The organism is Aeromonas sp. 130281, assembly GCF_056642115.1.
In genome coordinates, this window is sequence record NZ_JBWVQS010000003.1 from 316,532 (window position 1) to 332,952 (window position 16,421).

The window sequence follows — 16,421 nt, forward strand, 5'->3', positions numbered from 1 at the left end:
CTTCTTCATTGCGGGCGGGTCAGGAGGGGGGATTGTGTTCCCTGTGCTCTTGCAGCAACTGCTCCAGCTCGCGATACAGCAACTGCTCTTCACCTATGTTCAGCTCCATCATCCGCTTGAGGTGGGTGGCGCTGTCGATGTCGATGTGGTGGCAGTAGAACCCCAGCTTCTTGCTGGCTTCGTGGGTCAGTTCGACCTGCATCTTGATCTCGATGTCACTGCCGCCCAGCATGAAGCAGATCTCGTACTCCTTGTCGTCGCTGCCGACCCAATCCTCGGGTCTGAGCAGCAGGGCTCCCTGCAGGGAGACATCCACCAGCTGGGTACGCCACTGGTGCACCCCCTGGGTCAGCTTGGCGGCGGTCAAATAGAAGATTCGGGTAAAGTGGCGGCGCTCGGCCATGTTCATCTCCGGTCTGCGTGGGAGCACAGTGCTAACCATCCATGCCACAGAGTGTAATGTAGCCGGCGCATCAGGATGTTGAACTGGCTCCGATATTGAACATCAGACCTGCTGGCGACTAAGGGATTCGACCACCTGAAGCGCCTTGACCAGCCTGTCCTCCTGCTTGAATCTGTCCTCCAGCACGGGACCCAGCTGATTCAGATCCTCATCGAGCTGCAACAGCTGGGCCTCGTCGGCATTGCTGTATTTGTCGTTGAACTCCAGGGCAAACTCGGTGCAGGCACGGATATGGGGATAGATGCGTTTGGCCAGTTCCAGCTTGTCACCGCTGGCTTGCTCGAAGGCGGTGACCACGTGGTTGTAGATCTCGAAATGACCGGCGCTGACGTAGTCGACCAGTTGCTCGCAGAAGCGTTGCAGTTCGACATGACCGGGAAGGGAGCGTTGCTTGGACTTGGTGGGCATGAGCCCGGCCAGTCGCATGTACTCGACCAGCAATGCCTGCCTGGCATCCAGCCAGTCATCGATTGCCCTGTGCTTGCCTGCCAACGCGCGCTTGGTTTGTTCCAGTTCAGTTAACATAGTCCCTCCATGGGCATGGCATGAAGCGCGATGGCTGCAGGCCTTCGGTCATTCTCAGCGACTGACGACACTCCTATAACTAGGGAAAATCCTGTTGACCGTCAATAGGAGTGTGGGGATATTGTTACATCAGGCGGGGGTTTGCATACAAGTCTCCGTCGGTTTCTGGTCCCGTGTCGCCTGTCAGGAGGACGCAGGGGCGAGATATGTGACTATTTCCGCAGATCTTGATGAAAACCCCAGCATTCAAGCCAATCCGGCTGATAAAGCCTTTGCCTGAGTGTTTTTTTTTGAATAGAGTGGCCCGGTGCTAAATGCCCGATCATAAAGGAAATGTTATGAACAAAGCTCAACTTGTCGATGCAATTGCCGCCAAAGCAGACCTGAGCAAAGCTCAGGCCAAAGTTGCTCTGGAAGAGATCATCAATGGTATTACCCAGAGCCTGAAAGAGGGCGATGCCGTTCAGTTGGTGGGTTTTGGTACCTTCAAGGTCAACCATCGCGCGGGCCGCACCGGTCGCAACCCGCAAACTGGCAAAGAGATCCAGATTGCAGCCGCCAATGTGCCGTCCTTTGTGGCAGGCAAGGCGCTGAAAGACGCCGTCAAGTAATCGCGTAAAGTAATCAAATGAAACCCGGCGCATGCCGGGTTTTTTCTTGCCATCTTCGTTAAAATTTGTTTCAGATACACTCAGGATATGGCATGCGCTGTAGTGAGGTGGATATGGAACAGAAGAATGCCATCCGGCAGGTGGCCGTGCCCTGGGCACCCTCCCGCCAACTTCCCCCCGGCCTGGTTGTGGCCGAACTGCATCAGGATATCTGGAGTGACAATCTGACGGTCGTGTTGGGGCGCGCCCGCAGCATAGACCTGCCGCCGCAGCCGCTGTGCCGGGTCAGTTTCCGCCATATCTTTGCCGTGAGGGTGATGGAAGATTGCGATCTGGCGGAAGGGCGGGACAGCCACGTCATCGAGGAGCAGATCCAGCTGATCACCCCGTCCCGTTTCGCCAGCTGGTTCCATCAGGAGTCCGATGGCCTGCACCTGGACGAGGACTTGCAGCACTATCGTATCTCGACCTGGGATTACTGCGCCGACGTGCTGACCTCCTCCCCTCCGGAATTGCAGTTTGTGGCGCTGGAGGAGTGAACGGGCGCCATCATCCAGATAAAAAAGCCGGAACATCGCTGTTCCGGCTTTTTCTTGCCTGAGTGGCTGGCGGGCTCAGCCGAGCAGCTGCTCCCTGTGCAGACCGAGCACTATCAGGAGCCCGAGCAGATAGAAGGCGCTGAGCTTGATGCCAAGGATGGCCAGCATGCCGGCACAGAGGCGAACCAGCGCCTTGTGCAGCCAGGAACCGGTGAAGCGATACATGTTTACTCCACCGACTCGGCACTGGCGAATTCCGGCACCTTGGCCATGGCGTCCAGCACCACCTGGATGCCAGCCCCGGGTTTGCAGGCGTTCTCGCTCAGGTGACGGCGCCAGGCGCGGGCCCCCTGCATGTTCTGGAACAGGCCCAGCATGTGGCGGGTCATGTGGGAGAGGTAGTTGCCCTTGGCCAGCTCCTGCTCCATGTAGGGCAGCATCATGCGCACCACCTCGTGGCGGCTCGGCACCTCGCCCCCCAGACCGAATACCCGGTTGTCGACCTCGGCCAGGATATAGGGGTTCTGGTACGCCTCGCGCCCCATCATGACCCCGTCCACCTGCTGCAGGTGCTCCAGGGTCTGCTCGAGGGAGTTGACCCCGCCGTTGATGGCGATGGTCAGCTCGGGATAGTCCTGCTTGACCCGGTAGACGCGCGGGTAGTCGAGCGGCGGGATCTCGCGGTTCTCCCGGGGGCTCAGGCCGCTCAGCCAGGCCTTGCGGGCGTGGACGATGAAGGTCTCGCAACCGGCATCGCGCACCTGCTCGATGAAGGCCTGCAAGAATTCGTAGGAGTCCTGATCATCGATGCCGATGCGGGTCTTCACCGTCACCGGAATGCCCACCACATCGCGCATCGCCTTGATGCAGTCGGCCACCAGGGCGGGCTCTCCCATCAGGCAGGCGCCGAAACGGCCGTTCTGGACGCGATCCGACGGGCAACCCACATTGAGGTTGATCTCGTCATAGCCGCGCTCCTCGGCCAGCCTGGCACAGCGGGCCAGGTCCGCCGGGTTGCTGCCACCCAGCTGCAGGGCGAGGGGGTGTTCCTGCTCGCTGTAACCCAGATAATCCCCTTTGCCATGGATGATGGCGCCCGTGGTCACCATCTCGGTATAGAGCAGGGTCTGGCGGGTCATCAGACGGTGGAAATAACGGCAATGCCGATCGGTCCAGTCCAGCATGGGGGCGATGGAGAAGCGCTGCGCCTGCATAAAAATCATCCGGGTTGGCAAAATAAGGGGCCGGATTCTACCACAAGGTGAGACAGCCTCAGAAAATGAATTTTGTCGCCTCGCACAGGGGGCCCTGTGATAGTATCCGGCTAATTGACAGGGTATCTGCGTGAACATGAATCAAGACCTACTTCTACAACGAGCGGAACGTCTCTGCGACCAGCGGGGGATCCGTTTCACCCCGACCCGGCGCCAGGTGTTCCGGCTGCTTGCCGCCCATGGCAATGCCATCAGCGCCTACGATCTGCTGGCCCAGTTGCAGCAGACCGAGGCACATGCCAAACCCCCCACCGTCTACCGGGCGCTCGATTTTCTGCTCGAGCAGGGGTTCGCCCACAAGGTGGAGTCGCTCAACGCCTTCATCTTCTGCTGCCACTTCGACCATGCCCATCCCATGCAGCTGCTGATCTGCGATCGCTGTAAGGAGGTGGTGGAGCTGCACGATCCCGCCATCGACAGCGCCTTTTCCGAGCAGGCTCGCCAGCATGGTTTTACTATTACCAACAAGACCATAGAGGCCCATGGTCAATGTGCTCGTTGCTCTGACACAGTAGGAAGTGAAGATGAAGGCTGATTTTGTAAACCCGTTCCTGCTCTCCCTGCTCAATGTGCTCTCCACCATGGCACAGCTGGAGCTCAAACCCGGCGCACCCAAGCGCAAGACGGACGAGCTGGCGCGGGGGGATGTCTCCGGTCTCATCGGCATGGTGGGTCCGCAGACCCGAGGGTCGCTCTCCATCAGCTTCGAGAAGGGGCTGGCGCTGGAGATCATGCGCCGCATGCTGGGGGAGGCACCGGCCACCATCAACGAAGAGGTGACCGACATGGTGGGCGAGATCACCAACATGGTGACCGGCGGCGCCAAGCGCATGCTGGGGGAGAAGGGCTATGAGTTCGACATGGCGACCCCCATCATAGTCTCCGGTCCCAACCACACCATCACCCACAGGGCTGACGGTGCCAAGATCATGATGCCGTTCGATTCCGAGTACGGCCGTGCCACCATAGAGATCTGCTTCGAGTAACCGCCATGTGGACGATGCTGAAATGGAGTGTCATCGGGGGAGTCGTGCTGCTTATCCTGTCGGATATCCAGATCAGCACCTCCCTCTACAAGTACGAAGACAACAGCGTGCAGATCAACTTCCCGCGCTGGCAGAGTGAGCAGCCCTGGGGCACCCTGCGCTGGCATGCCGGCCAGGTCGAGAGTCACTGGTACGGGCTGGCCGGCAAACCCAGGCCGGCATCCGTGCTCTGAGCACTAACCCGATTTGCCATGCAGCCGTTGCACAAACACAAATGAAAGAGGCCAGCGAAAGCTGGCCTCTTTTTCATGTCGTCGGGATGAGGATCAGGCGGCTTCGGCGGCCAGCTTGTCACCACCGCGCACCAGGGTGCCCAGGCCGCAGGCCAGCAGGGTGGGCAGCAACCAGGCCAGACCCTTGTCGAACAGCGGCAAGAAGGCGAACGCATCCATCTTCATGCCGGCAGCACCCAGACCGTCCAGGCAGCCGAACAGGAAGGCAACCAGCAGCACGGAGCGGAACACCAGGCGGGGACGCCCGAAGTAACCCTTCAGGAAGGTGACCAGCACCAGGGCCACGGCCACCGGATAGATGGCGACCAGCACCGGGATGGAGAGGCTGATGAGCTGGCTCAGGCCGACGTTGGCCACCACGGCGCAGACGACCCCCAGCAGCACCACCAGCTTCTGGTAGCTCACGCCGGTGAGGTTGTGGAAGAAGTCGGAGCAGGCGGAGATCAGGCCCACGGCGGTGGTGAAGCAGGCCAGGGTGATGATGGCTGCCAGGATGAACTGACCCGGCTGGCCGAACAGGCTCAGCACATAGGCGTTGACGATGGCGCCGCCATTGCTGACGTCGTTGGCGACACCGGCCGCGGTATTGCCCAGCTGGAACAGGGAGACATAGACCACGGACAGGCCGATGGCGGAGATGATGCCGGCGATGGCCAGGTACTTGAACTGGCTCTGGTAATCGTGGATGCCTTTCTTGCGCAGCAGATCGACGATCAGGGCGCCAAACATCAGGGACGCCAGGGTATCCATGGTGTTGTAGCCTTCCAGGATCCCTTTCACCAGGGGGCTGTTCTGGTAGTCGCCGGACGCGGCGGGCATGGTGCCCTGCGGTGCGACGAAGACGCCGACGGCCAGGGTCAGCAGCAGCAGCATCAGCACCGGGGTCAGGAATTTGCCGATGGCATCCATCAGCTTGCCCTGGTTGAGGGAGACCAGGATGGCGATCCCGAAGAAGACCACTGTGTAGGCGGCCAGGCCGGATTGACCCATGTCACCGAGGAAGGGCTTGAGGCCCATCTCGTAGGCCACCAGGCCGGTACGGGGGGCGGCGAAGGCCGGGCCTATGATGATGTAGATGGCGACAGCCAGCGCGGTGGCGACGCCTGTGGGCAGCAACTTGGTCATGCCGGCCCAGCCGTTGCCGGCCTTGGCGACGGCGAGAATGGTGATGAGGGGCAGGCCCACTGCGGTCACCAGGAAGCCCAGCATGGCCAGGGAGAGGTGCTCACCCGCCATGTAACCGGCCAGGGGCGGGAAGATGATGTTGCCTGCGCCCAGATAGAAGGCGAAGGTCATGAAGCCCAATCCGAGTACATCGGACAATGTGAGTGATTTCGTCAAGTTCAACCTCGTCTGTCTTGTAAACTATTGCTTGTTATAGTTTTTTATTGGTCAGTGACCGGCGTTGTTCAGGGGTAAAAAAAAGGAGCCCCGCTGCTTTTTTAATCGCCACCAGTGGTTTGAGCTGGTCTTGAGCGGGCGCTCGTTTGCTAGTCAGCATAATGATGTGAAAAAATAGTTCAAGGCGAAATTTACATCTTCAAATAGAAGGGGTGGGTTAGTTGGATGTATCTGTCGGAATAGCCTCCTGCAGTAGAATGGATCACAATTTCACCCTGCTCGCACCTGCTTAATCCTCTGCCAAGTAGCAATAAAACGCGATTTGCCTCTTTCCCCTCCCTGGTGATAACAGCTGTATAACAAAGGCTGTACAGATCATAATCTGCCGAGATGCATAAAATTTCATCAGCCATGGCGGTGGGCAGCACCAGCGCCAGCCGCCCATCCTGACTCAGCAGACGACGGCTTGCCGCCAGCAGTGCATGGGGATCGAGCGCGCCAGTGTGCCGGGCGAGCGCCCTGGCCGGATCGCTAAATACCTGACCTGCAACGAAATAGGGCGGGTTGGAGACGATGAGATCGTAAGGGGCCGCCCGATAATCCTGAATGGCGCCCTCTATGATGCTGACCCGGGCGGCCCAGGGGGAGGCCGCCACGTTGTCCCTGGCCTGCTCGGCTGCATTCTTATCCAGTTCCACCCCGTCGATCCGGCAGTCGTTCGTGCTGCGCTGGGCCAGCATCAGGGCGATGAGACCGGTGCCGGTGCCGATGTCGAGGATCCGGCGGGCGTTGTCGACCGGCGTCCAGGCGCCCAGCAGTATGCCGTCTGTGCCCACCTTCATGGCACAGCGGTCATGGTCGATGTGAAATTGTTTGAAGGTAAAACCGCTGCTACGCCCCATCTGACCCTCGTTGCTCGTCTGCCATGGCGAAAATGGTCGGCGATTATAGCGGCTAAGCCACAGTCGCCATAGGAGCCGGCGGCATAATCGCCTATAATCTGCCGTTTCCTTAATGACCGAGTATTGCCATGAGCCAGTCCTTTGATGATTTCGACCTGAATCCAGCCCTCAACCGGGCCTTGGCCGAGATGGGTTTCACCCGCCCCACCACCATTCAGCAGATGGTGCTGGAGCCAGCCCTGGACGGCCGCGATATTCTGGCATCCGCTCCGACCGGTACCGGCAAGACAGCCGCCTTCCTGCTGCCCGCCATGCAGCACCTGCTGGACTTCCCGCGTCGCAAGCCGGGCCCGTGCCGCATGCTGATCCTGACCCCGACCCGCGAGCTGGCGCTGCAGGTCAGTGCCCATGCCAGGGCGCTGGCGGCGCATACCCATCTCAGCATCGAGACCATCATCGGCGGCGTCAGCCATGAGGAGCAGTTGCCGGCCCTGACCAAGACCACCGACATCGTCGTGGCCACCCCGGGTCGCCTGCTGGAGTACATAGAGAAGGAAGAGTTCGAGAGCCACGACATCGAGGTGCTGGTGCTGGATGAAGCGGATCGCATGCTGGACATGGGCTTCATCAAGGATGTGAACCGCATAGTGGCAGAGGCCCGCTACCGCAAGCACACCATGCTCTTCTCCGCCACCCTGGAAGGGGCCGGTCTCGAGAAGTTCGCGAGCGAGATCCTCAACGATCCGGTGGAGCTGCATGCCGAGCCGCCCCGCAGCGAGCGCCGCCCCATCACCCAGTGGGTGCACCTGGCCGATGATGCCGCCCACAAACTGGCACTGCTGATCCACATTCTGAAGGATCCCCAGACCCAGAAGGCCATCGTCTTCGTCAAGACCCGCGAGCGGCTGGCGGAGCTCTCCGGTCAGTTGCAGGCCGCCGGCGTCCCCTGTGCCTGGATCCGTGGCGAGATGGAGCAGAGCAAGCGTATCGAATCGATCCGCAAGTTCCATGAAGGGGAGGTGCCCTTCCTCATCGCCACCGACGTGGCCGCCCGTGGCATCGACCTGCCCAACGTCAGCCACGTCATCAACTACGACATGCCCTACGGCACCGACGTCTACGTGCACCGTATCGGCCGGACCGGCCGCGCCGGCAACCGTGGCTGCGCCATCAGCCTGGTGGAAGCCCACGACATGGCCATGGTGGCCAAGATTGAGCGCTACACCGAGGAGCGTCTCAAGCGCCGGGTGATCGAGGAGCTGCGTCCGAGACACAAGGAGGCGCGGGTGCCGGTGAAGAAGAAAAAGCCGAAGGATGGCAAGAAGAAGAGCGCCAAGAAGAAAAAGAAGTAATGCCCCATCGACGCTGCAACGGCCATCCTCGGATGGCCGTTTTGCTGCCTGTCGCCCGGGCCCGTGCCGATGAGGTGAGAAGCGCGCAGAAAAAAGCCGACGCATGAACGTCGGCCAACAAAAAGTGCTTACAACAGAGGATTCATAGGTTCAGACCCGGGGATCCCGAACTTGGTTCCCTCCATTTGTAATTAATTTTCAGCGCGCTTGAACATCAGGGTGCGATCGTCGGACTCTTGTGGCACGAAATAGTAGCCAGCCTCATTGAACCCGGTCAGCTGGGTCACCTCGGTCAGCCTGTGCTTGATGATGTGGCGAGCCATCATGCCGCGGGCCTTCTTGGCGTAGAAGCTGATGATCTTGAACTGGCCGTTCTTCTCGTCCTTGAACACCGGCGTCACTATGCGGCCCTTCAGGGCCCCCGGGCGAACCGACTTGAAGTATTCGTCGGAGGCCAGATTGATCAGCACCTCGCTGCCCTGCGCGGCCAGCGCCTTGTTCAGGTGCTCCGTGATGATGTCGCCCCAGAACTGGTAGAGATCCTTGCCGCGCTCGTTGTCGAGGCGGATCCCCATCTCCAGCCGATAGGGCATCATCAGATCCAGCGGTCGCAACACCCCGTAGAGGCCGGAGAGCATGCGCAGGTGCTGTTGGGCGAAGTCTAGGTCCGCCTCGCTGAAATCCTCCACGGCCAGGCCGGTGTAGACGTCCCCCTTGAAGGCCAGCAGCGCCTGGCGGGCATTGCTCGGGGTGAAGTCCGGCTGCCACTGGGCAAAGCGGGCGGCGTTGAGCCCCGCCAGCTTGTCGCTGATCTTCATCAGGCTGGCGATCTGATCCGGGGTCAGCTGCCTCGCCCTGTGGATCAGCCGGGCGGAGTGATCCAGCAGCTCGGGCAGGGTGAAACGGGAGGTCACCAGCGGCGACTCGTAATCCAGCGTCTTTGCCGGGGAAACCACAATCAGCATAACTGTCCTTTACTAGCGGTGACGCACGCCCCTCATTCATCCAGGGTCACGTTGTCGAGTGTGCCTGCACCCAGCTGCTCGCGGCCCGACAGCTTGATCAGCAGTCGCAGGTCGTTGGCGGAGTCGGCATGGGCAAGGGCCTCACTGTAGCCAATTTGGCCGGCGCAGAACAGGGCGAACAGCGCCTGATCGAAGGTCTGCATGCCGAGCTCGCCGGATTTGGTCATCACCTCCTTGAGTCTGTGCACCTCTCCCTTGCGGACTATGTCGGTGATGAGCGGGGTGTTGAGCAGGATCTCGAAGGCGGCGACACGGCGCTGCCCGTGCAGGGAGGGCAGCAGTTGCTGGGCGACGATGGCGCGCAGGTTGAAGGAGAGATCGAACAGGAACTGGCGATGCTTCTCCTGCGGCACCAGGTGGAGGATGCGATCCAGCGCCTGGTTGGCATTGTTGGCGTGCAGGGTGGCGAGACAGAGGTGGCCCGTCTCGGCAAACTGGATGGCCAGCTCCATGGTCTCCTGGGTGCGGATCTCGCCGATGAGGATGACGTCCGGTGCCTGGCGCATGGAGTTCTTGAGGGCCACGTCGAAGGATTCGGTGTCGATTCCCACCTCCCGCTGGGTCACCAGGCAGCGCCCATGCTGGTGGACGAACTCCACCGGATCCTCCACCGTCAGTATGTGGCCGTCGCCGTGCTGGTTGCGGTAGCCGATCATGGCCGCCTGGGTGGTGGATTTGCCGGCCCCGGTGGCGCCGACGAACAGCACCAGGCCGCGCTTGGCCATGGCGACCTCCTGCAGTATGGGGGGCAGCGTCAGCTCCTCGAAGGTGGGAATGCGGGTCTCGATGCGGCGCAGCACCATGCCCGGCAGGTCCTGCTGCCAGAAGGCGCTGACCCGAAATCGCCCCAGCCCCTCGCGGTGGATGGCGTAGTTGGCCTCCCGGGTGCGCAGGTAGCGCTCGAAGTGCGCCTCGTCCAGGCTCTCCCTGACCAGGGCCAGCGCCGCCTGCTTGTCCAGCGGGCTCCCCCCGAGCGGCGCCAGGCGCCCGTTGACCTTGAGGGTGGGAGGGGCATCGACCGTGATGAAGAGATCCGAGCCCTTTTGTTCAACCAGTGCGGCGAGCAGAACATCCATGTTCATAGCGACTCCTTGGGTGTGAAAGTGTCTTAAATACTGTTGGGATCGGCCGCCTTGGCCCTGGCGTCCAGGGCGGCAACCACGCCCCGGTTGACCAGCTGCTTGAGGCTCTGATCCATGGTCTGCATGCCGTGGGTCATCCCGGTCTGGATGATGGAGTAGAGCTGGGCGACCTTGTCTTCCCGGATCAGGTTTCGCACCGCCGGGATCCCCAGCATGATCTCGTGGGCCGCCACCCGGCCGCCGCCGATCCGCTTGAGCAGGGTCTGGGAGATGACAGCCCGCAGGGACTCGGAGAGCATGGAGCGCACCATGTCCTTCTCCGAGCCGGGGAAGACGTCGATGATACGGTCTATGGTCTTGGCCGCCGACGAGGTGTGCAGGGTGCCGAACACCAGATGGCCCGTCTCCGCCGCCGTCATGGCGAGGCGTATGGTCTCCAGATCGCGCATTTCCCCCACCAGTATGATGTCCGGGTCTTCACGCAGGGCCGAGCGCAGGGCGTTGGCGAAACTCTTGGTATCGCGATGCACCTCGCGCTGGTTCACCAGGCAGCGCTTGTTCTCGTGCACGAACTCGATGGGATCCTCGATGGTGAGGATGTGGTGGTGGAAGTTGTCGTTGATGTAATCGACCATGGCCGCCAGGGTGGTGGACTTGCCCGAACCGGTCGGGCCCGTGACCAGCACCAGGCCGCGGGGAAACTCCGCTATCTTGCGAAACATCTCAGGCGCCCCCAGATCTTCCAGGGTCAGGACAGTGCTCGGTATGGTACGAAACACGGCGCCAGAGCCCCGCGCCTGCTGGAAGGCGTTGACCCGGAAGCGCGCCATGCCGGGCACCTCGAAGGAGAAGTCCACCTCGAAATTCTCCTCCAGCTCCTTGCGCTGGTGGTCGTTCATGATGTCGTAGATGAGGGCGTGTACTTCACGCTGATCCAGGGCGGGCAAATTGATCTTGCGAACCTCCCCATCAACCCTGATCATCGGGGGAACCCCGGCCGAGAGGTGTAGATCCGAGGCCTTATGCTTTACACTGAAAGCCAATAACTCTGTGATATCCATAGATTTGTTATTCTCCCATCACAAGATCACGAACGAAATATGAGCCAGATTGCCCAGCACCTGCTTCAGGTAAAGGAACGTATTGTAGAGGCTGCACGGCGAGTTGGCCGTGGCGCCGATCATATCCAGCTGCTTGCGGTCAGCAAGACCAAGCCGCTTGAAGACATCCAGGCCGCCTATGCCGCCGGTCAGCGCCGCTTTGGCGAATCCTATGCCCAGGAGGCCGCGCTCAAGATTGATACCCTGCGTGAGCAGGCCGCCTGCCAAGACATAGAGTGGCACTTTATCGGCCCGCTGCAATCGAACAAATCCAGGCTGGTGGCGGAGCGATTCGATTGGGTGCAAAGCGTCGATCGTGACAAACTCATCGAGCGCCTCAACAACCAGCGTCCAGCCGGGTTGGCACCGCTAAATGTCTGTCTGCAAATCAATATTAGCGGAGAGAGCAGCAAATCCGGTACGTCGGAGCAAGAGATTTTCCGGCTGGCCGCCCTGGTTGCCCAGAGCGGGCGACTGGTGCTGCGTGGCCTGATGGCCATCCCGGAGCACACCAGCGACGAGGCGGTGCTGGCCGCGCAGATGCTACGCATGCAGGCTCTGTTCACCGAGCTTGCGCAACAATACCCGAGCGTCGACACCCTTTCGATGGGTATGACCGAGGATCTCGAGGCCGCCGTCGCCCATGGCAGCACCATGGTCCGGGTCGGCACTGCCATCTTCGGTGCCCGTGATTATTCATAAACAGCAGCACGCGGTGCCGCCTCTCCTCGCCTTCGCCGGCGCGGGCACACCGCCGTATTGGAAGCCAATAACAGGAGTGTGTGATGCAACATAGAACCCTCGCCTTTATCGGGGCGGGCACGCAGGGCTCCGCAGTCATTTCATCAGCAGGAGTGCAAGATGCAGCATAAGAGAACCATCGCCTTCATCGGGGCGGGCAACATGAGCCGCAGCATCATTGCCGGTCTGATCCAGGCCGGTTATCCGGCCGGGCTGATCACTGCCGCCAACCCCAGCCGCCCCAAGCTGGACGCGCTGGCCGACCAGTTCGGCATTCGCATCACCCAGAACAACGCCGAGGCGGCCCGTGAGGCCGAAGTCATAGTGCTGGCGGTCAAACCCCAGCTGATGGCGGCCATGCTGGAGGCGCTGGTGGCCGAGCTGGGCTCCCTTGAGGGCAAGCTGCTCGTCTCCATCGCCGCCGGCATCAAGGTCGCGCGGTTGCAGGAGATGGCGGGGGGCCACGGCCGCATCATCCGCACCATGCCCAATACCCCCTCCCTGCTGGGATTGGGGATGACGGGTCTCTATGCCCCGAGCGGCATAGAACAGGCGGATCGCGACTTTGCCGAACAGATGATGCAGGCCGTCGGCAAGACCCTCTGGGTCGCGCAGGAGAGCGGCATCAACGGCGTCATCGCCGCGGCGGGCAGCGCCCCGGCCTACTTCTTCCTGTTCATGCAGGGGATTGCCGAGGAGGCGGAGGCCATGGGTTTCACTCCCGAGCAGGCCCGTCTGCTGGTGCAGCAGACCGCCCTTGGCGCAGCCGCCATGGTGGAGCAGAACCCCGAGCTCTCCCTGCAGACCCTGCGCGAGCAGGTCACCAGCAAGGGCGGCACCACGGCCGAAGCCGTCAGGACATTCCAGGAGCAGGGGCTGAAGCCACTGACCGCTCGTGCCATGCAGGCGGCCGTCACCCGGGCCGCCGAGATGGAAACCCTTTTCTGAACCTTTTTAGCAAGGAGCCCGGATGAACACGGCTTACTTTTTGATTAACACGATTTTTGATCTCTACCTCATGGTGGTGCTGCTGCGCGTCTGGTTGCAGTGGGCCCGCGCCGATTTCTACAACCCCATGAGCCAGATGGTGGTCAAGGTGACCAATCCCCTGGTGATCCCGCTGCGTCGCATCATCCCCGGCTTCGGCGGGCTGGACATGGCCTCGGTGCTGCTGGCGCTCATCATCGCCTTCGCCAAGCTGGCGCTGCTCAAGAGCATGAACGTGCTGCTGACCGACTGGCTGACCCTCAGCCTGTTTGCCCTGCTCACTGTGCTGAAGAAGACGGGCTCCATGATCTTCTGGGTGCTGCTGATCCGCGCCATCCTGAGCTGGGTCAGCCAGGGCCGCAACCCCATCGAGTATGTGATGCATCAGCTGACCGAACCCTTCCTGGCCCCTATCCGCCGCATACTGCCGGCGCTGGGTGGCCTGGATCTCTCCGTGCTGGTCGCCTTCATCGCGCTGCAGGCCATAAACTATCTGTTGGGGGATCTGTTCGGTCAGCTGTGGTGGATGATCTGATGCCAGCCGTTCTGCTGGAAGGGGACGCGCTGATACTGCACCTGATGATCCAGCCCAAGGCTAGCCGGGATCAGATCGTCGGCTTGCACGGGGACGAGCTGAAAGTGGCCATCACGGCGCCGCCGGTGGATGGCCAGGCGAACAGCCATCTGATCAAGTATCTGGCCAAGCAGTGCAAGGTGGCCAAGGGGCAGGTCCGCATAGTGCGGGGGGAGCTGGGACGGCACAAGACGGTCGCCATCGAGGCACCAAGACAGATCCCCGCCGAGATCGCCGCCCTGCTGGAGAGTGGAACAGGAAAAGGATGACATCATGAAAACAGTCTGGATGAGCTGCCTGCTGGCGCTCTTGATGACGCTGCCGGTGCGGGCCGAGCAGATGAAGGAGCTGGGCCCCTGGCAGGTTCACTACAGCGCCTTCAACTCCAGCTTCCTCACCCCTGAGGTGGCCAAGGCCTATGGCCTGGAGCGCAGCCGCTACAACGGCATCGTCAACATTGCGGTGCAGAACAAGCAAGGGGTGGCTCAGGCGGTGGGCATCAGCGGCGAGGCCAAGAACCTCACCGGCACCATACGTACCCTGAGCTTCCAGGAGGTGAAGGAGGGGGACTCCATTTACTACCTGGCGGTGCTGCCCTACCGGAACGAGGACACCTACCAGTTCACCCTGAAGATCATGGGGGAGGGGCAGCAGCAGACGCTGACCTTCCAGCAGACCTTCTACGTCGACTAGGTCACTCGCCCTTCGATAAAAAGCCCCGAACCGTCTGGTTCGGGGCTTTTTTTATTCGCCCGGCAAGGGGGCTGGCAACCCGGTGCTCAGCGGCTGGCCAGCGGGTAGGTGAACAGGGCCAGGTGGGCGAAGTTGAACAGGAAGTGGATCGTGATGGCGACGCCGAGGCGCCCGCTCAGCAGGAAGGCCAGGCCGTAACAGGCCCCCGCCAGGGCGGCAAACAGCACCAGCAGCGGACCACCGGCCAGGTGGGCGGCCCCGAACAGCAGGCTGGCGACCAGGAGGCCGAGCCAGGGCTTGCTTCGGCTCGCCACCCCTTGCTGGATGAGGCCGCGAAACAGCGCCTCTTCCGCCACGCAGGTGAACAGCAGGTTGTTGAAGGCAAACAGCCACCACCAGTGGGGTAGCCCCACTTCGGGCTTGAGGGCCCCCAGTTGCCAGGCGGCGATCAGCAGGGCTGCCAGCGGCAGTATGAGCAGGGCCAGCGGTCGCCAGCGTATCGCACCGCCCGGGCCGAGCAGGGCGGGCCAGGCCAGCAGCAGGCCGAAGAAGATGAGCGGCTTGTCCAGATTGAGGTAGAGGGTGAAGGGGACGCTGGCGGGACCGGCCTGCACCCGATCCAGCACCTTGAGGTTGTCAAAGCCCGGCACCAGGTGCAGCGTCAGGGCCAGGGCCCACAGCAGCACCAGCGTCAGTGCGACGCCACGCCAGGGCTGGGGCAGGGTGGGCGTGCGCCAGGCCAGCAAGAGACCGGCGAGGCTGACCAGCGCGGCGACGGGGCCGAGTCGCTCCAGCCAGAGCGCGGTCAGCAGGGCGACCCCCAGCAGGATCAGGCCGCTCTTCTGCTGGCGGGCCAGGCAGAGCAGCACGGCCAGTCCCAGGGCGAGCCAGATGAGGGTGTCAGGGAGTGGTAACATTGAGTCTCCTTGTGGGTTGCAAGGGGCGCACCTTAACGAGCCTTCGCCTCTTGCACAAGGCGCAATGGACTGGTCGGAGTCCAGGTGGGCTCCTTCTTGCCGACAGCGCTGACCGGCCTAGGTAATAAAAAGCCGGAGCTAGGCTCCGGCTTTGGGGATAGGTGGTGGCCCGAGTGACGGGGCCCAGACCAGATTAACGGCCGGATTCGGCGATGACGCGGGCTATGATGTCGGCGCGCTTGCTCGCTTCCAGCTCGCCCAGGGCGATGAGGCCGGCCTTGAAGATGACGTTCTTCGGCAGGCTGACGTCGTCCAGGGTGGTGATGGCTTCGACGTGCAGGCCGTTCAGGCGGCTGGCATCGCGCGGGCTCAGGTTGACCTGGGTATTCATCACCTGCTTGCCTTTCTTCTTGGCAGGCACGGCGGCTTTCTGGCTGGATTCCTGTTCTTCGTCTTCCGGCAGTTCGTCATCAAAATCGTAAATGGACATAGTCAATCCTGTTGGGTTGCAAGGGGCATGCTCGCCCGAAATGTGGGTATTCAGCCCATATCCTCGTTGCGGATAAAGGCGCGCCAGGAGCCGAGCACCTGGGCAAAGTCTTCCAGTCCGCACATGGCCAGCTGCTCATCATCGTAGTAGGCGAGATCGTCGAGATCCTCATCCAGCTCGATATTGAGGACGTTGGCTTTCACCTCGGCCTCCTCAGGGGTGAGCAGCAGCGAATAGTCACCGCCGTGACGCCTGTACTCCGTGCGGGTTCGATTGGAGAGCTGGTCGATGATGGAGAAGAGCTCGTCGAGGGTATCCTCATCCTTGCCAACTTCATCGATCAGCCACTGGCCTATGGCCTCATGGCCCATGGAGAACCGGGCGCGATAGCCACCGAACGGGTCGCGGCGAAATTCATAGTCCATAGCGGAGTCCCTATCGGAAGGGTGGAGCCACCACAACACGGAACGGCGTGACGCCGGTTCCATGATCCCGGGTGGGGCACAGATAGCGTAAAGTGGCCTAT

Annotated in this window: 23 protein-coding genes; 11 read left to right on the forward strand and 12 right to left on the reverse strand. The window is 61.5% G+C overall.

Going from position 1 to position 16,421, the window contains the following annotated elements; translation table 11 throughout:
• Positions 1 to 19: 19 nt before the first annotated feature.
• On the reverse strand, positions 20 to 403 hold the full coding sequence (locus AC1IN8_RS11310) for a PilZ domain-containing protein (RefSeq protein ID WP_139436924.1): 384 nt from the start codon (positions 401 to 403) through the stop codon (positions 20 to 22).
• 102 nt (positions 404 to 505) lie between these two features.
• Positions 506 to 988 carry a sigma D regulator gene (gene rsd, locus AC1IN8_RS11315; RefSeq protein WP_139436892.1) on the reverse strand — a complete coding sequence of 161 codons (483 nt, stop codon included), beginning with the start codon at positions 986 to 988 and terminating at the stop codon, positions 506 to 508.
• Positions 989 to 1,326: 338 nt separating this feature from the next.
• On the opposite strand from rsd, the gene hupA reads away from it, so the two are divergent.
• Together hupA and AC1IN8_RS11325 are read left to right on the forward strand one after the other, a co-directional pair.
• Positions 1,327 to 1,599 (forward strand): nucleoid-associated protein HU-alpha, encoded by a 273-nt coding sequence (gene hupA / locus AC1IN8_RS11320; protein ID WP_005305063.1) that lies wholly within the window; start codon positions 1,327 to 1,329, stop codon positions 1,597 to 1,599.
• A gap of 113 nt (positions 1,600 to 1,712) precedes the next feature.
• A complete protein-coding gene (locus tag AC1IN8_RS11325; protein ID WP_106887789.1) occupies positions 1,713 to 2,138 on the forward strand; it encodes a hypothetical protein in 426 nt (141 codons plus the stop codon).
• 75 nt (positions 2,139 to 2,213) lie between these two features.
• Here the strand turns inward: AC1IN8_RS11325 and AC1IN8_RS11330 are convergent, their stop codons facing one another.
• Positions 2,214 to 2,363 carry a hypothetical protein gene (locus AC1IN8_RS11330; protein WP_106885023.1) on the reverse strand — a complete coding sequence of 50 codons (150 nt, stop codon included), beginning with the start codon at positions 2,361 to 2,363 and terminating at the stop codon, positions 2,214 to 2,216.
• Between the two features lie 2 nt (positions 2,364 to 2,365).
• Positions 2,366 to 3,352 carry a tRNA dihydrouridine(20/20a) synthase DusA gene (gene dusA, locus AC1IN8_RS11335; protein ID WP_202047440.1) on the reverse strand — a complete coding sequence of 329 codons (987 nt, stop codon included), beginning with the start codon at positions 3,350 to 3,352 and terminating at the stop codon, positions 2,366 to 2,368.
• 136 nt (positions 3,353 to 3,488) lie between these two features.
• On the opposite strand from dusA, the gene zur reads away from it, so the two are divergent.
• From zur to AC1IN8_RS11350, 3 genes are read left to right on the forward strand one after another with little or no spacing between them, the layout of a single operon-like run.
• Positions 3,489 to 3,947 carry a zinc uptake transcriptional repressor Zur gene (zur, locus tag AC1IN8_RS11340; protein WP_139436890.1) on the forward strand — a complete coding sequence of 153 codons (459 nt, stop codon included), beginning with the start codon at positions 3,489 to 3,491 and terminating at the stop codon, positions 3,945 to 3,947.
• Positions 3,937 to 4,398 carry a chemotaxis protein CheX gene (locus tag AC1IN8_RS11345; RefSeq protein WP_025325657.1) on the forward strand — a complete coding sequence of 154 codons (462 nt, stop codon included), beginning with the start codon at positions 3,937 to 3,939 and terminating at the stop codon, positions 4,396 to 4,398. Before zur ends, AC1IN8_RS11345 begins: the two co-directional genes overlap by 11 nt.
• Positions 4,399 to 4,403: 5 nt before the next feature.
• On the forward strand, positions 4,404 to 4,631 hold the full coding sequence (locus AC1IN8_RS11350) for a hypothetical protein (protein ID WP_139436889.1): 228 nt from the start codon (positions 4,404 to 4,406) through the stop codon (positions 4,629 to 4,631).
• 93 nt (positions 4,632 to 4,724) lie between these two features.
• On the opposite strand, the gene brnQ is transcribed toward AC1IN8_RS11350, so the two are convergent.
• Together brnQ and AC1IN8_RS11360 are read right to left on the reverse strand one after the other, a co-directional pair.
• Entirely contained in the window at positions 4,725 to 5,987 is a 1,263-nt protein-coding gene (brnQ, locus tag AC1IN8_RS11355) for a branched-chain amino acid transport system II carrier protein (protein WP_479758932.1), read from the reverse strand.
• Between the two features lie 236 nt (positions 5,988 to 6,223).
• The gene (locus AC1IN8_RS11360; protein WP_479758892.1) at positions 6,224 to 6,934 is read right to left on the reverse strand and encodes a tRNA1(Val) (adenine(37)-N6)-methyltransferase; all 711 of its coding nucleotides are present in this window, start codon (positions 6,932 to 6,934) and stop codon (positions 6,224 to 6,226) included.
• A gap of 128 nt (positions 6,935 to 7,062) precedes the next feature.
• On the opposite strand from AC1IN8_RS11360, the gene srmB reads away from it, so the two are divergent.
• Positions 7,063 to 8,286 (forward strand): ATP-dependent RNA helicase SrmB, encoded by a 1,224-nt coding sequence (gene srmB, locus AC1IN8_RS11365; RefSeq protein WP_319917990.1) that lies wholly within the window; start codon positions 7,063 to 7,065, stop codon positions 8,284 to 8,286.
• A gap of 191 nt (positions 8,287 to 8,477) precedes the next feature.
• On the opposite strand, the gene yaaA is transcribed toward srmB, so the two are convergent.
• The 3 genes from yaaA to tapT are packed head-to-tail and all read right to left on the reverse strand — an operon-like array spanning position 8,478 to position 11,454.
• Positions 8,478 to 9,251 (reverse strand): peroxide stress protein YaaA, encoded by a 774-nt coding sequence (gene yaaA / locus AC1IN8_RS11370; RefSeq protein ID WP_139436885.1) that lies wholly within the window; start codon positions 9,249 to 9,251, stop codon positions 8,478 to 8,480.
• A 32-nt stretch (positions 9,252 to 9,283) separates the two neighbouring features.
• Positions 9,284 to 10,393 carry a PilT/PilU family type 4a pilus ATPase gene (locus tag AC1IN8_RS11375; protein WP_247627275.1) on the reverse strand — a complete coding sequence of 370 codons (1,110 nt, stop codon included), beginning with the start codon at positions 10,391 to 10,393 and terminating at the stop codon, positions 9,284 to 9,286.
• A 26-nt stretch (positions 10,394 to 10,419) separates the two neighbouring features.
• Positions 10,420 to 11,454 carry a type IVa pilus ATPase TapT gene (gene tapT, locus AC1IN8_RS11380; RefSeq protein WP_479758893.1) on the reverse strand — a complete coding sequence of 345 codons (1,035 nt, stop codon included), beginning with the start codon at positions 11,452 to 11,454 and terminating at the stop codon, positions 10,420 to 10,422.
• A gap of 39 nt (positions 11,455 to 11,493) precedes the next feature.
• Here tapT and AC1IN8_RS11385 point away from each other — a divergent pair, with 39 nt between their 5' ends.
• The 5 genes from AC1IN8_RS11385 to AC1IN8_RS11405 all read left to right on the forward strand — a co-directional run bounded on the left by AC1IN8_RS11385 (position 11,494) and on the right by AC1IN8_RS11405 (position 14,488).
• Positions 11,494 to 12,195, forward strand: coding sequence for a YggS family pyridoxal phosphate-dependent enzyme (locus tag AC1IN8_RS11385; protein WP_479758894.1), 702 nt, complete (start codon positions 11,494 to 11,496; stop codon positions 12,193 to 12,195).
• Positions 12,196 to 12,354: 159 nt separating this feature from the next.
• A complete protein-coding gene (gene proC / locus AC1IN8_RS11390) occupies positions 12,355 to 13,182 on the forward strand; it encodes a pyrroline-5-carboxylate reductase (RefSeq protein ID WP_479758895.1) in 828 nt (275 codons plus the stop codon).
• Positions 13,183 to 13,204: 22 nt separating this feature from the next.
• Positions 13,205 to 13,756 (forward strand): YggT family protein, encoded by a 552-nt coding sequence (locus tag AC1IN8_RS11395; RefSeq protein WP_202047429.1) that lies wholly within the window; start codon positions 13,205 to 13,207, stop codon positions 13,754 to 13,756.
• Positions 13,756 to 14,064, forward strand: coding sequence for a DUF167 family protein YggU (gene yggU, locus AC1IN8_RS11400; protein ID WP_247627273.1), 309 nt, complete (start codon positions 13,756 to 13,758; stop codon positions 14,062 to 14,064). The genes AC1IN8_RS11395 and yggU overlap by 1 nt, the downstream gene beginning before the upstream one ends.
• 4 nt (positions 14,065 to 14,068) lie before the next feature.
• Entirely contained in the window at positions 14,069 to 14,488 is a 420-nt protein-coding gene (locus AC1IN8_RS11405) for a DUF4426 domain-containing protein (protein ID WP_025325669.1), read from the forward strand.
• 86 nt (positions 14,489 to 14,574) lie between these two features.
• Here AC1IN8_RS11405 and AC1IN8_RS11410 read toward each other — a convergent pair whose 3' ends face one another.
• The 3 genes from AC1IN8_RS11410 to AC1IN8_RS11420 all read right to left on the reverse strand — a co-directional run bounded on the left by AC1IN8_RS11410 (position 14,575) and on the right by AC1IN8_RS11420 (position 16,320).
• Positions 14,575 to 15,405, reverse strand: coding sequence for a CPBP family intramembrane glutamic endopeptidase (locus AC1IN8_RS11410; protein ID WP_479758896.1), 831 nt, complete (start codon positions 15,403 to 15,405; stop codon positions 14,575 to 14,577).
• Positions 15,406 to 15,598: 193 nt separating this feature from the next.
• Positions 15,599 to 15,895, reverse strand: a complete 297-nt coding sequence (locus AC1IN8_RS11415; RefSeq protein ID WP_025325671.1) for a hypothetical protein — start codon at positions 15,893 to 15,895, stop codon at positions 15,599 to 15,601.
• Positions 15,896 to 15,945: 50 nt separating this feature from the next.
• Positions 15,946 to 16,320 carry a YacL family protein gene (locus AC1IN8_RS11420; RefSeq protein WP_139436877.1) on the reverse strand — a complete coding sequence of 125 codons (375 nt, stop codon included), beginning with the start codon at positions 16,318 to 16,320 and terminating at the stop codon, positions 15,946 to 15,948.
• Between the last annotated feature and the right edge of the window lie 101 nt (positions 16,321 to 16,421).

Excerpts from the sequence above, each read along its gene's own strand:
- AC1IN8_RS11310 (WP_139436924.1), bottom strand. The coding sequence starts at position 403 with ATGGCCGAGCGCCGCCACTTTACCCGAATCTTCTATTTGACCGCCGCC.
- rsd (WP_139436892.1), bottom strand. The coding sequence starts at position 988 with ATGTTAACTGAACTGGAACAAACCAAGCGCGCGTTGGCAGGCAAGCAC.
- hupA (WP_005305063.1), top strand. The coding sequence starts at position 1,327 with ATGAACAAAGCTCAACTTGTCGATGCAATTGCCGCCAAAGCAGACCTG.
- AC1IN8_RS11325 (WP_106887789.1), top strand. The coding sequence starts at position 1,713 with ATGGAACAGAAGAATGCCATCCGGCAGGTGGCCGTGCCCTGGGCACCC.
- AC1IN8_RS11330 (WP_106885023.1), bottom strand. The coding sequence starts at position 2,363 with ATGTATCGCTTCACCGGTTCCTGGCTGCACAAGGCGCTGGTTCGCCTC.
- dusA (WP_202047440.1), bottom strand. The coding sequence starts at position 3,352 with ATGCAGGCGCAGCGCTTCTCCATCGCCCCCATGCTGGACTGGACCGAT.
- zur (WP_139436890.1), top strand. The coding sequence starts at position 3,489 with ATGAATCAAGACCTACTTCTACAACGAGCGGAACGTCTCTGCGACCAG.
- AC1IN8_RS11345 (WP_025325657.1), top strand. The coding sequence starts at position 3,937 with ATGAAGGCTGATTTTGTAAACCCGTTCCTGCTCTCCCTGCTCAATGTG.
- AC1IN8_RS11350 (WP_139436889.1), top strand. The coding sequence starts at position 4,404 with ATGTGGACGATGCTGAAATGGAGTGTCATCGGGGGAGTCGTGCTGCTT.
- brnQ (WP_479758932.1), bottom strand. The coding sequence starts at position 5,987 with ATGACCTTCGCCTTCTATCTGGGCGCAGGCAACATCATCTTCCCGCCC.
- AC1IN8_RS11360 (WP_479758892.1), bottom strand. The coding sequence starts at position 6,934 with ATGGGGCGTAGCAGCGGTTTTACCTTCAAACAATTTCACATCGACCAT.
- srmB (WP_319917990.1), top strand. The coding sequence starts at position 7,063 with ATGAGCCAGTCCTTTGATGATTTCGACCTGAATCCAGCCCTCAACCGG.
- yaaA (WP_139436885.1), bottom strand. The coding sequence starts at position 9,251 with ATGCTGATTGTGGTTTCCCCGGCAAAGACGCTGGATTACGAGTCGCCG.
- AC1IN8_RS11375 (WP_247627275.1), bottom strand. The coding sequence starts at position 10,393 with ATGAACATGGATGTTCTGCTCGCCGCACTGGTTGAACAAAAGGGCTCG.
- tapT (WP_479758893.1), bottom strand. The coding sequence starts at position 11,454 with ATGGATATCACAGAGTTATTGGCTTTCAGTGTAAAGCATAAGGCCTCG.
- AC1IN8_RS11385 (WP_479758894.1), top strand. The coding sequence starts at position 11,494 with ATGAGCCAGATTGCCCAGCACCTGCTTCAGGTAAAGGAACGTATTGTA.
- proC (WP_479758895.1), top strand. The coding sequence starts at position 12,355 with ATGCAGCATAAGAGAACCATCGCCTTCATCGGGGCGGGCAACATGAGC.
- AC1IN8_RS11395 (WP_202047429.1), top strand. The coding sequence starts at position 13,205 with ATGAACACGGCTTACTTTTTGATTAACACGATTTTTGATCTCTACCTC.
- yggU (WP_247627273.1), top strand. The coding sequence starts at position 13,756 with ATGCCAGCCGTTCTGCTGGAAGGGGACGCGCTGATACTGCACCTGATG.
- AC1IN8_RS11405 (WP_025325669.1), top strand. The coding sequence starts at position 14,069 with ATGAAAACAGTCTGGATGAGCTGCCTGCTGGCGCTCTTGATGACGCTG.
- AC1IN8_RS11410 (WP_479758896.1), bottom strand. The coding sequence starts at position 15,405 with ATGTTACCACTCCCTGACACCCTCATCTGGCTCGCCCTGGGACTGGCC.
- AC1IN8_RS11415 (WP_025325671.1), bottom strand. The coding sequence starts at position 15,895 with ATGTCCATTTACGATTTTGATGACGAACTGCCGGAAGACGAAGAACAG.
- AC1IN8_RS11420 (WP_139436877.1), bottom strand. The coding sequence starts at position 16,320 with ATGGACTATGAATTTCGCCGCGACCCGTTCGGTGGCTATCGCGCCCGG.